The following is a 13,275-nucleotide window of genomic DNA, read 5'->3' as shown; positions in this document are numbered from 1 at the left end:
TGCTTGCTATACCGCGGATTGCATGGAAAGAAACCCTGTTCGGCCCCAATGAGTCATTCCTCGTCGAATCAGCCGCAGTACTCCTGGAAGAAATTGGCGATTACCTGGTGACCATACTGGCTACCGATGCTCTCGGGGTGGAACTGGACGCCCTCCATGAGCAAGCGGCCACGCCTCAGACCCATCACATAGCCGTCCAAAAGCGAGCGCGCGCTGATCTCCAGATCGGCGACTTGATTGACCGAGGTCTCATCGGCAACCAGAGAATGGTATCTGGCCACGTCGAAAGTATCAGGCAGGCCCTCGAAGCAGCCCTTCCCGTCGTTTCTTATCCGGCTCACCTTGCCGTGCTGACGACTAGAGGCCCTGACCACCCGGGCTCCGGCATTTACCGCGATGGCCTGCATGCCCAAGCAGATGCCGAAGACCGGCTTCCTTCCTGCCACCTGATCAAGAAACTCCAGGTAGCCGCAGTCCTCCGGACGACCCGGTCCGGGGCCCAGAATGACCGCGTCGAAGGCGAGCGGATCCACCTGCGCAAGGCGGTTCACCCGGACAATGGTCGTATCAGCGCCCAGCAGGTCCACGTAGTTCTTGACCACATAGACGAAACTGTCAAAGGCATCAACGAGCAAGACTTTCATGGGCCAGCTCCTTTCCGGTGATGGCCAGGTAGGCCGAACTCATCTTCTTCGTGGTCTCCTGCCACTCGCTCTCCGGCTGGGAGTCCTCAACGATCCCGGCCGATGCGCGCAGGTGATAGCTGCCGGAATGGTAGGAGGCCGTCCGTATGCACAGTGCAGTCAGGACCATACCGTCGAATCCGAGGAAACCCACTGCCCCGGCGTACACCCCGCGCGAGCTGACCTCGGTCTCCTCAATGATTTCCACGGCACGTACCTTGGGGGTTCCTGTCATGGTACCGGCGGGGAAGGCGGCCGAGAAGACGTCGTACTTGTCCAGGCCAGGCCGGATCCGGCCGATCACATCCGAGACCATGTGAATGACGTGGGAGTAGACCTCGGTGGTCATCAGCCGGTCCACCTCCAAGGATTCGGGAGTACAGCACCTGGCTACATCGTTGCGACCCAGGTCCACCAGCATCAGGTGCTCGGCCCGCTCCTTGGGGTCGCCGGTCAGCTGCCTGATGGCCGACTGGCGGGCCTCCTCATCTCCGGGATTGCCGACCGTCCCGGCGATGGGCCGCAGGGTTATATCGCCATCAGGGGTCAGCCCAATGAAAAGCTCAGGACTGGCTCCGATGACATGCACCCCTTGGGGAGTCACGAAGTAGTACATATAGGGGGACGGATCCTGCAGACGCAGCCGCCGGTAGACCTGGAAGGGTGGAATGCGGGAATCCACCTGGATCTCATGTCCGAGCTGGAGCTGGTACACATCGCCCTGGGCTATGTGCTCCTTGCCCTTGGCAAACCACCGATAGAAACGGTCCCGATCGATTGTGTCATGGGCCTTGTATGGATAGTCCGGCCCAATGCCACCCTGGGATTCAGGAGATTGCCCCAGCGATGCGTCGAATTGGAGCAGCCCCAGCACCTCTTCCAGCGACGCGAATCCATGCCCGGGCCTGCCGTTCTCAATTGCCCCATGCTGAACCTGTGGATCAGACTGCGCGCAAGATCTGCGCTCTTGCGAATTTTCCTTGCCCTCGGGACTGTTACACCCAGCAAGGTTCTCATTGACAAGGATCAAGGTGGCGCTGCAAACATTGGTTTTCAAATCCAGGGTGATGATTCCCCGATACAGGGTCAAGGAGATGACCGGCAAGGCTGCATCCCTTGGTATGTGCTCCTCCAGATCCTCGATCATGAAGATGGTGTCATACCCGAAGTAGCCGAACCAGCCCATCCCGAAGGGGCCTTCGTGGTCGCCGCTGATGGCGAAGGAGGATTCCAGCCTCCTCAGCACTGCAAAGACCTCCTGGATGTCGGGGACCGGATGGTGGACCACCCCATGCTCAATTCGGCCGAATTTCTCCAGGATTCCTGTCAGCTGAGCATTGCCCAAAGAGTCGATGGTCATGACATGGTCCGTCACGCTCAGGGTCAGCATTGGCTCGAACCCGATGGCTGAGCGATTCCGGTCTTTATCTGGGCCACTTAGAGACTCCAGAAGGAAAAGCTGATCCTCCCGATACCTGGTGCACAGCCGCTTGTAGATGGCCAGGGCATCGAGGTCACTGGAGAACCGGCTAGATTCCATGGTTACGTTGATAGTCATTAGGGCACTTCCTAAGTCGAATACTGCGGTTTGGAGCGGCAGCGATACCTCACCTGATGCCGTTTCAGCGCGCCATGGATATGAGTTTCCTATGGCAGCATGTCCGCAGATAATAAAAGAACAACCTCAAACACCGAGGCAAATATAGGAATCAGAAGAAGAACCGGCTAAAACATCAACGCCATCGGGCATCGACATAGAAGAAGACACCCTTGGGCAACCAGGGCTGCAGTGATGTCGTTTTCTCCATGGCCACGATGCTAGAGCACCAGGATGCAACCGCCCAACCGGCATCCATAATCCGGACATTTTTAGACCGAAAGATGTTCACCCGCCAACGGCGTTGCGGAAGATATGCCCATCATGCCCAACGGAATTCTGTCCACACCCTTATAGAGAAGAACCGGGCCCAGGAATAAATCCCAGACCCGGTTCTCTCAATGAGTAGCTCGGAAGATCAGTCCTCATCCTCAGCCACGCGGGAGTGGCTGTAGATCATCTTCATGGAGCAGATGAAGAGCACCAGGCCCAGCAGGATGATGACGCCACCGATCATGAAGACATTGGCGTAGGTCGAAGCCAGGCCCTGCGCGGTGCCGGCCAGGCTGCCCGAACCCATGGATCCGTTGGCCATGAGCTGCCCGAAGAGGGCGACGCCGACAGAGCCGGTGATGGCCTGCAGGAGGTCGTTGAAGCCGAGCACACGGCCGGACTCCTCAGGAGCCACGGTCAGGGTCGCGGTGTCAACGATGGGCTGGTAGAAGAAGGAGGTGCCGAAGTAGTAGATGCAGGGCGCCACAGCCAGGGCCCAGATCTTGCCGGCGGGAATCAGGAAGGCGATGGCGATCAGGCCGCCGCCCATGCAGGCCAGAGCCAGGATGACCGAAGCCTTGCGCCCGATCTTCTGAATGATGGGCCCGGCAGCGAATCCCATGATGCCGGCCAGGATGATGGACCAGACCAGCAGGTTGGAGACCTTGGAGGAGTCGATGCCGTACACGTTCAGACCAATGGCGTTGACGCCCGCGTTCAGGGTGTAGCTGAAGAAGTAGCCGACGAAGATGACGGTCATGGTCATGGCGAAGGCCGGGTTGGTCAGCATCTCCGGAGTGATGAAGGGGTTGCTGGCCTTGTTGACATAGACCAGGAAGGCCACCAGGGTCACGATGCAGGCAATGCCCCAGCCCCAGTTGATGTCGGTGAAGAACATGGTCACCGAAGCGGCGAACAGTCCGATCAGCGTGAAGCCGATTCCGTCGATCTTGACGCCAGCGGCATGCTGGTCGGGCAGGTTCTTGGCCAGGACGGGAATGAAGAAGACGGCCAGGATGCCCACGCCGAAGAGCCAGCGCCAGTCGAGCAGGGTCATGTAGCCGGCCAGGAAGACTCCCAGGGCGGCGGCGAAGCGGAAGACCGCGACGAAGACACCGTACCAGAGCACGCGCTTCTTTTTCTCCACATACTTGGAGACCAGAACCAGGAAGATGGATCCGGAAACCTGCCAGCCGGCCGACTGCACCACGCGGGCGGCGATGACGATCCAGATGCTGAAGGTGCCGAAGCATCCCAGAATCGATCCCAGCACGAAGACAATCGTGCCCAGGATCATCATCTTCTTCAGGGAGACGAAATCGCCCAGGGAGCCGTAGATGACGCAGACGATTCCCAGGATGATGCCGGGCAGCGAGGTGATCAGCGGAGCCAGATTGGCCTGGTTGAGCTGCTTGCCGATGTTCACGTAGATCATGCCGAAGGCCTGCTGCTGGAGCACGCCCAGGGTGAAGATGATCAGGACCACCGGGATGGCCACGCGGGCCATCTTGTTCATTTTCGCGAACTCGGGAGTCCCCTCCTCGGGAACGGGTATGCCGTTCTTCTGCTCCTCGGAGACAGTTGACTCACTCATTTTTTCCTTAGTTTCCTTTCGGTTCTTCTCAATGCGGAAGCTACTGGCGGCGGACCCGGCCGACCCTGTCGACAAAGGCGGAGCGGAATCCGTCCACATCCACGTCCACGCAGACGCTGGCGTTGGCCTTGCCGCCGAGGATGCCGTCGTAATCGACCACCGTGGCGCCCAAGGTGAGCGGGCTGGAGATCTCGACATCCACAAAGGCCTCGCGCATGGTGAACAAGTCGGGCTGAAGCAGGACCATGGCGGCGGAGGGGTCATACATCTTGATTCCCTCCTCGATATGTCCGCCGTCGTAGGACCGGAAGAGGGAGGCGACCATGCCGCCCACTTCGCCGGCTGCGTCCAGGTCGTCCAGATCGCCGGCGACCAGATGGGCCTTGCGACCGATGTCCAGGCCAACCATGGTCACAGGCAGCCCGCTACGGAAGACCATCCTGGCAGCCTCAGGATCGACGGAGATGTTGAACTCGCCATAGACCCCGATGTTGCCGCGTCCGGTGGAGCCTCCCATCATGACGATCCGGTCGATGTGGTCCTTGACCTCCGGGAAGGTGGCCAGCAGCAGGGCGATATTGGTCAGAGGGCCCAAGGTCAGGATGGTGACTGGCTCATCGCTCTCCAGAAGCACCCGCCGCTCCTCCAGGACCGCATTGTTCTCGGTCAGCAGGCTGGTGTCCGGCTCAGGAAAGACGAATGACCCCATCCCCGACTTGCCGTGGGCTTCGGTGGCGAATCTGTTGTCACGCATGAGCGGGGCCGCCGCGCCACGGGCCACGGGGATGCGCCGGCCCAGGAAGGTCAGCAGCTTCAGGGCATTGTTGGTGGTGTGGCCGATGCCCACATTGCCGGACACCGAGGCTATCAGCCTGATGTCGAAGCCGGGCTCGTCGACCAGCATCGTAATGGCCGCGGCATCATCGATGCCAGGGTCCGTGTCGATGATCAGTGGTCTGGTCATTGCTTCACTCCTTTTGCTCTTGTCGTATCCAAACTCAAATTCCTGCCCCCGCTTTGGCCCGCCGGGCCGCATCGACAAAGGCAGAGACGGTGAAGACCGGGCCCTCCAACCCGACCTGCCGGGCCACCCGGGTGATGGGCGGAGGCGTCACATAGGCCTGCTTGAGCACATCCTCCCGGGAGAAGACCTCCTCGCGGCTGCCATCCAGCAGGACCCGGCCATGTTGCATAAGCACGACCCTGGGGAAGTTGCGGGTGACGAACTTCATGTCGTGGGAAATCGTGATGCAGAGCCTGCCTTGGTCCCGCAGCCGGGCGATGATGGCAGCCAGCCGATCATTGCCGGCCTTGTCCTGCCCGCATGTGGGCTCGTCGAAGACCACGGCACCCGTATCCATCATGAGGACCGAACCGATGGCACAGAACTTCTTCTCGGTGGGGCTCAGGTCGAAAGGATGATCGTCCAGCCGGTCCGCCAGGCCCACCAACCCAGCCACCTGCTCTATACGTCGCCCTATCAAATCCTGATCGAACCCCAGCTGCCGGGGACCGAACTCGAATTCCTTGCGCACGCTGTCCAGAAAGAGCTGATCGTCGGGATTCTGGAAGACGTACCCCACCTTTCGGGCCCACTGGGCCGTGTCCGCCGTAGCCAGATCGACGCCGTCGATCAGGATCCGGCCGTTGGTCGGCCTGAGGATGCCGTTCAGATGCTTGGCCAGGGTGGTCTTGCCAGCGCCGTTCTGACCAATCAGCGCCACGGGCCGATCACCTTCGAGGGTCAGATCCACTCCGTCCAGGGCACGATGGCCATGCGGGTAGACGTACTCCAGATGCTCCAGGTCGATCCTCATCGCAGCGCCTCCCGAATCATGCCTACCGCCTGGTCCTCGCGTACGGGCAGATCCGACAGGTCGAATCCTGCGTCATCCAGACCTCTGCCGAGCTTGACGTAGTCCGGTATGTCAATCCCCCACTTCTCGGCATCGGGATCGGTGAAGACCTCCTCGGGTGTTCCCAGGGCGCGGACCCGGCCTGCACCCAGGACCATGACCTGGTCGGCGCATCGGGCGACCCGCTCCATATCGTGATCGACCATGACTACGGTGATCCCCTCCTGGTTGAGCCGCTTGACAATGTCGAAGATCTCCTCGCTGCCAAGCGGGTCCAGCTGGGCCGTGCATTCGTCCAGGACCAGGATGTCCGGCTCCATGATCAAGGTCGAGCCAAGGGCCACCCGCTGCACCTGTCCGCCGGAAAGCTCCAGGGGGTTCTTGTCGAGCAAATCCTCGATATGCATAAGAGCAGCCACCCGGGCCACCTTGGCATGCATGGTTTCACGTGAAACCCCATGATTGCCCAGCCCGAAGGCCAGTTCCTCGGCCACGGTCCCGGCCGTATAGGAAAGCTGATTGAAGGGATTCTGAAAGACCAGGCCCACCTGTCTGGACAGATCGGCAATGGTCGAAGCGGCTACGTCCTTGTCTTCGATGCTGACGCTTCCCTTGGATTTGCCTACAAAATAGTGCGGAATCAGACCGACCAGGGCGTTGCACAGGGTCGATTTGCCCGACCCGTTGGCTCCGACGATACAGAAGAAGCTGCCCTGCTCAACGCTGAAACTCACCCGCTTCAAGGTGGTCCGATCGGCGTCACGGTATCTGAAGGAGAAGTCGTCCACTCGTATGACCTCGGTCATGCCCGACCTCCCCACTGGATTGCCAGGGTGATCAGCCCAGTGCGCGAGAGGCAACCGAGCACCAGGGCCAGTACCAAAAACACGGTGAACAGGATGGTCACCACGGTGTCACTGCGCCGCCAGACCACCTCAAGGTAGCTGGTCTGCCGCACCCCCCGGATGCCGAATCCCCGGGTCTCCAGGGTCATCCCGCGCTCCTGCGAATCCGTCAGGGAAGAAAGGACAACCGGCCCAAGCAAGGGCAGGAAGGCCCGCACCCGGGAAATCAGGCTGCCGCCGGTCTCCAGGCCACGTGCATGCTGGGACTGCTCAATGACCGCAATCCTGCGCTGCATCTGCGGGACCACATTCAGGCTGGCCAGGATCAGGTAGCCTATCTTCGATGGAACGCCGATCTGTGTCAGAGCCGCAACCAGGCGACCCATGTAGGTGGTTTTATTGGTCAGGTAGAAAGACCCCAGGAAGACCAAAAGTGTCACTACGATTTTGGCCGCATAGAGGCTGCCTTCGAGGCCCACTTGGGCGAATCCCAGATCAAGAATGACCCTGGTATTCCTCGGGCTGTAGCACCCCTGGATGAACAGCAACATGAGCGTGACGGGAATGCCAAACCCAAGCATGACCCCGGAAAAGGGCCTGAGCACCCGAGCCAGGGCCGCTGCGATAAAAAGCGCGACGATAATCCCCAGGCCCAGAGTGAAGTCCGGCCAGGCCAAGGTCGCCAGGCCCAAGGAGCACACGCCGGCGATCTTGGCCATGGGATGCATGCGGGCCAGTGGAGAATCAGGAATCCGGTTCGAAGCAGGGCCAGGCATCAGCGTTCAGACCTTTGGGTACGTTCACAGTCCGAGTCCGCTGGGTCGCCTGCAGATGGGTCCCGCTCAGATTCCATCGCGCCGTCGATCTTCCCTGACCGTGCCGAACTCTCCCGACTGGACGCCCCAGTCGCTTCGCGTTCGTCCTCGTCTTCGTCCTCATCCAGGTCATCCAAATCGTCCAGATCGGCCTGGTCCTCGCTGCCATCCAGAGCGTACTGGCTCAGGAAGCGTTTGGGGATTCGTCGCACGATCACATAAGCGATCAGGACGGTGATTCCCTTGTCAATCAGATTCTCCAGCATGGAGGAGGACAGCACCGAGATGACGATGTTCTTGACAGCCACCACAAGTGCAGCCGTGAGGACCGAGGTGCCGTTGACTCCGGTGGCACCTCCGTAGACGAACACGGTGATCAAAGAGGCAGTGACCGTGTTGACCAGGGCGCAGGCCAGCCAGACCAGGACCACTCCCCATATCCGTTTGAAGAGCCCGGCCTTGACCATGTACCCAATCACCAGGCCACACAGAACACTGGAGAGTGCATAGGGCAGATAGACAGGATTGGCCACCAGGGCGAGGAAGACGTTGGTCAGCAGCCCGCACAGGGCAGCCACCCAGGGGCCGGACAGGCAGGCGATGACCGTGGTGCCGATCATATCCAGGAAGAGCGGCAACTTGAGGGTGGAGCTCAGGGTCCCGCCGATGAGGTTGATGCCCACCGCGATGGGTATCAGCACCAAGGATTTTGTCGAGAACTGCGCAGTGATCCCTCTCCACAACGATCGCGCGCTCATAATCCGTACCGCCTTTGGTCCTTGAATGTCGATTTCTGCAGATGACCGTCGCTCACAGCCAGATCCGCATCACCGCTTTGAGAAACCACTTTAGTAAACAACTTTCATTGACAGAGACTATCAACAGCCGCATGGGGTGTCAAATGCGAAACCTCCGACGACGATCCCTCAGGTAAGCTTGATTCGCTAGATCCAGCAGGTCGACAAAGCCGTTCGCCGGAGCTTCAGAGATGAGGAGGACAGGAAACCCCATGAACATCAAGGACATTGCTCAGCTTGCCGGCGTATCCACATCGACGGTCTCCAAGATTGTGAATCACAAGGACGCGAGCATCACAGCCGCCACGCGCGACAGGGTCCTCGAACTGGTCAGGAAGTACCACTACACGCCCTACGGATCCTCCAAGCCCAGCACCACCACCTGGAGAATCGGGGTCCTGCTCAGTTCATCCATCTCCATGGACTCCACCTTGGACGGGATCATCCAGCAGGCACAGAAGTCGGGGTACGGCACCCTGGTTTTCAACAGCTACGGCGATCATGACCAGGAGGAGCGCAACATCCTGGCCGCTCTGGAGCATCGGGTGGATGGCATGGTCTGGGAGCCGATCGACCAGACAAGCCTGGCCTTGAAAAGCAGGATCGAGGCAGGAGGGATCCCCGAACTTACCATTGGACCCCTGGGAGACGACCGGACCGCGCTCATGCCCTACGAGGAGGCTGCTTACAGTCTCACCGAAGAGCTGATCAAGCGCCACCACACCAGCATCGCCTGCCTGCTCTCGCCGGGCAGACGGACCCAGAGCTTCCTGCATGGCTATCGACGCTGCTTGTTCGACCACAACCTCCAGTACCACACCGACATGGTCCTGGAAACCATCGGTGAGGACCTGACCCGGGTCCTGGAGAACCGGCAGGTCACCGGAGTCGTGGCATCCCACTACCACCACGCCCTGGAATTCCTTCAATTCGCCGAATCCATGCATTACCGCCTGCCCCAGGACCTCTCCCTGGTCTCCCTGATGAACGACACCAACGTGCATCTGCGCTACCCGGGCAGCCCGGAGATATCGTCCTACGTGATGCGCAATGCCGATTTCGGCGCCTACCTGTGCCGACGAATCATCCGCTCCATCGAGCATGAGTCCGATCCAAGCGAGACCTTCGAGCACGTCTTCACCCTGGACGGCGAGAAGACCGTCGGCCGGCCGCCGGACCAGCAATGCAAGAAAATCGTGGTGGTCGGCAGCATCAACGTGGACACCTACCTGACCGCCCCCAGCCTGCCCAAGGCGGGTATGACCACCACGACCAGGAACTTCGCCTCCACGCCGGGGGGCAAGGCCACCAACCAGGCGGTGGGCGTGGCCAGGCTGCAACATCAGGTTTCCCTGATCGGCAATGTCGGCAGCGATCCGGCCGCGGACTACATTTACAAAACGATGAGGCAAGCCCATGTGGATGCCACTGGCGTGCGCAGGGTCACCGGAGCGGACACAGGCAAAGCCTATATCTTCGTCGACAGCAAGGGCGAATCGATGATCTCCCTGGTGGCGGGCGCCAACGAGTCCCTGACACCGGACGACATCACCCAGCGCGACCAGATCTTCAGAAACACCGGCTACTGCCTGATCCAGACAGAAATCCCCATGGACACCGTCGCCGAGGCCTGCAGAACGGCCAAGCGCCACCAGGCCGCCACCATCGTTAAACCGTCATCCTGCGACCACCTGCCTGAAGACCTGCTGGCTTCGATCGACATCCTGATCCCGAATCTCAACGAGCTGAACACCCTGATACCAGGACCAGAATCCGTGATAGACAAGGCGAAACGGTTCATCAACGGCGGGGTGGGCAAGGTCATCATCACCCTGGGCGAGCACGGCTGCACCCTGGTCACCGCCAGCGGACACAAGGACTTCCCGGCCCACGAGACTCGAGCAATCGATGACACCGGTGCCAGCGATGCCTTCATCAGCGCCCTGGCCGCCTATCTGTGCAGCGGATGTCCCCTGGACAAAGCCGCTCACATCGCCAATCTGGCCGCGGGCTTCAGCGTCGCCCACGAAGGCGTCATCCCCTCCCTGATCAACCGCCGCCAGCTGGAAGGCCTGATCGACTGAGCGGCCCAGGCACGAGACCGGTAGGAAGGCTGTGATTGTCCTAGGCCTTGCTCTGGCTCAAGCCGAACGTCCCCAGGTCCTCCGATTGCCGTGCCAATCATCAAGGTCTGCGGTCATGGCCCCGTCTCGGCCTTTTGGCGTGCATCGCCGGTCCAATCACTGCGGATTCCACAGCAGCTGTACCATTCGCCGTTACGCTGCTTCACATTGGCATATATTCACAACCATCGTGACGACCTCGCTGTTCTCATTGTTTGGCATGGTCTGACTTCATGATTTCGTCAACGCTGGATTCCGACGGGTCCGCATGCGTCCCATCACGATGGTCCCTATAATTTCATAGGGCACAGAATCCGGAATGGGGCCATTGATGGCTGCAACTGTTCTGACTTCGGTGCCAACCGCAATACTGCTCATGGCCGCACAGAAACGTATCGTTGCGGAAGTTACAGCAGGTGCGATAAAGGACTGATCTCAAAGGTGAATCAACCAAGTGAAAGGGTACCGAATCAATGCAACATTCAACATTTACCACCGACGGCCAAACCCTGAAGTGGACAGGCAACGGTGAATACCTTCGCATCGAGCCCTGGGGATCAGATTCGATACGCGTCCGATCCTCGCAGATGCACGAACCCGAAGACCCGGACTGGGCGCTTTTACGAGACCACCACGAGCCTGCCGATGCGGTGAACATAAGCATCGATGACCAGCGGGGACAAGCCACCATAATCAACGGATCTCTCATGGTCAAGGCGCAGGCTTCGGGCGGCATTGACACAGGCAACGGTTATACCGACAAGTGCCTGCTCAGCTTTTGGCGCACCGACGGCAAGCTGCTCTTCAGCGAGATGAGCGATGGCGGCTCCCTGAATTTAAGAGCGCGTTCTTTCACTCCCATCGTGGGAGGCGACCACCAGGTCAAGGTGACATTCGTGCCTCCGGAAAACGAACGTCTGTACGGCATGGGTGAATATCAACAGAACATCATGAATCTGAAAGGCTGCACGCTCGAACTGGCCCATAGGAACTCGCAAATCTCCATACCCTTCGTCGTCTCCAGCTGTGGATACGGATTCCTCTGGAACAATCCAGCCGTCGGTTCCGTCAGTTTTGGGAAAAACAAGACCCAATGGTCGGCGGACAGCACTCGACAGATTGATTACTGGGTTACAGCCGGTGCCGATTACCGCTCTATCATGGCCCATTACGCAGACGCTACCGGCCATGCTCCTCAGATGCCTGAATGGGGTCTTGGATTTTGGCAGAGCAAGCTTCGCTATTGGAACCAGGATCAATTGCTGGAGGTTGCCAGAGAGTTCAAAAAGCGCAACATCCCTCTGGACCTCATTGTCATCGACTTCTTCCATTGGCCTCACATGGGTGATTTCAGGTTCGAGGACGAATTCTGGCCAGATCCCGTCAGCATGAGCAACGAATTGCACAAGATGGGGATCCGACTCATGGTGTCAGTCTGGCCGCAGATAGCACTGACTTCTGAAAACTATCCAGAGATGAAGGCCAAGAATCTGCTGGTGCGAGCAGACCACGGCGAAGACCTCGGCATGATGTTCGAGGGGCCCAGCCAGTTCTACGACGCTACCAACCCTAGAGCCCGCCAATATGTATGGGAGAAATGCCGTGAGCACTACGCCGATGTCGGCGTCGATGCCTTCTGGCTGGATGAAGCCGAACCAGAGTACGGCACTTACGATTTCAGCAATTACCGCTACTGGGCTGGACCTGCTCAGCAGACAGCCAATCTGTATCCACGGGAATACAACAAGGGGTTCTACGAGGGGCAGCTGGCCTACGGACGCCAGGGGCAGATCGTTAACCTCACCAGATGCGCATGGGCCGGCTCCCAGCAATATGGGGCTCTTGTATGGTCGGGCGATGTAGCATCCACCTTCGAGGCGTTCAGAGCACAAATCACCTGCGCTATCCATATGGGCATGGCCGGCATTCCTTGGTTCACCACCGACCTGGGTGGCTTCCACGATGGCGATATCGACGATCCCACCTTCCGTGAACTGTTGTTGAGATGGGCGCAATTCTCCTGCTTCTCGCCCGTCATGCGCAATCACGGTGACCGTAGCCAGCATCACCCCGACGGGACCACCAAGACCGCCATCACTACAGCGCAAGGCGAACGGCGACTACCGTCCGGAGCGAGCAATGAACCATGGAGCTACGGAAAGTCCGTCGAAGACATCTATGTCAAGTTCATCAAGATCCGAGAGCATCTTCGCCCTTATCTGCGTGAGCTATTTGCCCAAGCGCATGAAGATGGGCAGCCGCTCATCAGGGGGCTGTTCTACGAATTCCCCCATGACGACGCTGCCTCTGACATCGCCGACGAGTATATGCTCGGACCTGATCTGCTGGTAGCCCCTGTGGTGGAGGAAGGAGCCAGATCTCGACAGGTCTACCTGCCTGGGGATGCGACTACACAGTGGCAGGATCTTCGCGACGGGGCCATGTACAACGGAGGCCAGACGATCACTGCAGAAGCCCCGTTGGATACCCTGCCGGTATTCGCCAGGGACAGCAGGAACCACGAGCTGCTGGGCATACTCTGACACATCCGTCATTCGCATCGGGTCAGGACCGCTCGTCCTGACCCGACTTCTTATTCAATCAAGACATGATTCAACCGGTTCCCAGTTCCGTTGAACCTCCAAGCAGAGCGATGTAGGCTTCTGAAAATTCAAACTACGAAGTTGGTTGC

At 59.3% G+C, this 13,275-nt stretch carries 9 protein-coding genes and 1 pseudogene; 2 read left to right on the top strand and 8 right to left on the bottom strand.

Going from position 1 to position 13,275, the window contains the following annotated elements; genetic code table 11:
• Positions 1-68 precede the first annotated feature (68 nt).
• From H3V04_RS07190 to H3V04_RS07155, 8 genes and pseudogenes are all read right to left on the bottom strand, one after another.
• Positions 69-644, bottom strand: coding sequence for an aminodeoxychorismate/anthranilate synthase component II (locus tag H3V04_RS07190; protein ID WP_198178417.1), 576 nt, complete (start codon positions 642-644; stop codon positions 69-71).
• Positions 625-2,241 carry an anthranilate synthase component I family protein gene (locus H3V04_RS07185; protein WP_198178418.1) on the bottom strand — a complete coding sequence of 539 codons (1,617 nt, stop codon included), beginning with the start codon at positions 2,239-2,241 and terminating at the stop codon, positions 625-627. Before H3V04_RS07185 ends, H3V04_RS07190 begins: the two co-directional genes overlap by 20 nt.
• Before the next feature lie 457 nt (positions 2,242-2,698).
• Positions 2,699-4,147: an MFS transporter gene (locus tag H3V04_RS07180; protein ID WP_198178419.1), complete on the bottom strand. Its 1,449-nt coding sequence runs from the start codon at positions 4,145-4,147 to the stop codon at positions 2,699-2,701.
• A 40-nt stretch (positions 4,148-4,187) separates the two neighbouring features.
• A complete protein-coding gene (locus tag H3V04_RS07175) occupies positions 4,188-5,111 on the bottom strand; it encodes a nucleoside hydrolase (RefSeq protein WP_045935907.1) in 924 nt (307 codons plus the stop codon).
• A 34-nt stretch (positions 5,112-5,145) separates the two neighbouring features.
• Positions 5,146-5,964 carry an energy-coupling factor ABC transporter ATP-binding protein gene (locus H3V04_RS07170; protein WP_198178420.1) on the bottom strand — a complete coding sequence of 273 codons (819 nt, stop codon included), beginning with the start codon at positions 5,962-5,964 and terminating at the stop codon, positions 5,146-5,148.
• Positions 5,961-6,809 (bottom strand): energy-coupling factor ABC transporter ATP-binding protein, encoded by an 849-nt coding sequence (locus H3V04_RS07165; protein WP_198178421.1) that lies wholly within the window; start codon positions 6,807-6,809, stop codon positions 5,961-5,963. Before H3V04_RS07165 ends, H3V04_RS07170 begins: the two co-directional genes overlap by 4 nt.
• Positions 6,806-7,624 (bottom strand): energy-coupling factor transporter transmembrane component T, encoded by an 819-nt coding sequence (locus H3V04_RS07160; protein ID WP_198187770.1) that lies wholly within the window; start codon positions 7,622-7,624, stop codon positions 6,806-6,808. The genes H3V04_RS07165 and H3V04_RS07160 overlap by 4 nt, the downstream gene beginning before the upstream one ends.
• Positions 7,625-7,770: 146 nt before the next feature.
• Positions 7,771-8,421: pseudogene (locus H3V04_RS07155) on the bottom strand (ECF transporter S component); the annotation flags it as partial.
• 251 nt (positions 8,422-8,672) lie between these two features.
• Between H3V04_RS07155 and H3V04_RS07150 the strand changes: the two are divergent.
• Together H3V04_RS07150 and H3V04_RS07145 are read left to right on the top strand one after the other, a co-directional pair.
• Positions 8,673-10,544: a PfkB family carbohydrate kinase gene (locus H3V04_RS07150; RefSeq protein ID WP_198187769.1), complete on the top strand. Its 1,872-nt coding sequence runs from the start codon at positions 8,673-8,675 to the stop codon at positions 10,542-10,544.
• A 512-nt stretch (positions 10,545-11,056) separates the two neighbouring features.
• Positions 11,057-13,126: a glycoside hydrolase family 31 protein gene (locus H3V04_RS07145; RefSeq protein WP_198187768.1), complete on the top strand. Its 2,070-nt coding sequence runs from the start codon at positions 11,057-11,059 to the stop codon at positions 13,124-13,126.
• Positions 13,127-13,275: the final 149 nt, after the last annotated feature.

This window comes from Bifidobacterium sp. M0353 (assembly GCF_016100645.1).
GTDB lineage: Bacteria > Actinomycetota > Actinomycetes > Actinomycetales > Bifidobacteriaceae > Bombiscardovia > Bombiscardovia choladohabitans.
Note: the sequence above shows the minus strand (reverse complement) of the source record. Positions and strands in the feature narration are given on the sequence as shown.

Excerpts from the sequence above, each read along its gene's own strand:
- H3V04_RS07150 (WP_198187769.1), top strand. The coding sequence starts at position 8,673 with ATGAACATCAAGGACATTGCTCAGCTTGCCGGCGTATCCACATCGACG.
- H3V04_RS07170 (WP_198178420.1), bottom strand. The coding sequence starts at position 5,964 with ATGAGGATCGACCTGGAGCATCTGGAGTACGTCTACCCGCATGGCCAT.
- H3V04_RS07165 (WP_198178421.1), bottom strand. The coding sequence starts at position 6,809 with ATGACCGAGGTCATACGAGTGGACGACTTCTCCTTCAGATACCGTGAC.
- H3V04_RS07160 (WP_198187770.1), bottom strand. The coding sequence starts at position 7,624 with ATGCCTGGCCCTGCTTCGAACCGGATTCCTGATTCTCCACTGGCCCGC.
- H3V04_RS07185 (WP_198178418.1), bottom strand. The coding sequence starts at position 2,241 with ATGACTATCAACGTAACCATGGAATCTAGCCGGTTCTCCAGTGACCTC.
- H3V04_RS07175 (WP_045935907.1), bottom strand. The coding sequence starts at position 5,111 with ATGACCAGACCACTGATCATCGACACGGACCCTGGCATCGATGATGCC.
- H3V04_RS07145 (WP_198187768.1), top strand. The coding sequence starts at position 11,057 with ATGCAACATTCAACATTTACCACCGACGGCCAAACCCTGAAGTGGACA.
- H3V04_RS07180 (WP_198178419.1), bottom strand. The coding sequence starts at position 4,147 with ATGAGTGAGTCAACTGTCTCCGAGGAGCAGAAGAACGGCATACCCGTT.
- H3V04_RS07190 (WP_198178417.1), bottom strand. The coding sequence starts at position 644 with ATGAAAGTCTTGCTCGTTGATGCCTTTGACAGTTTCGTCTATGTGGTC.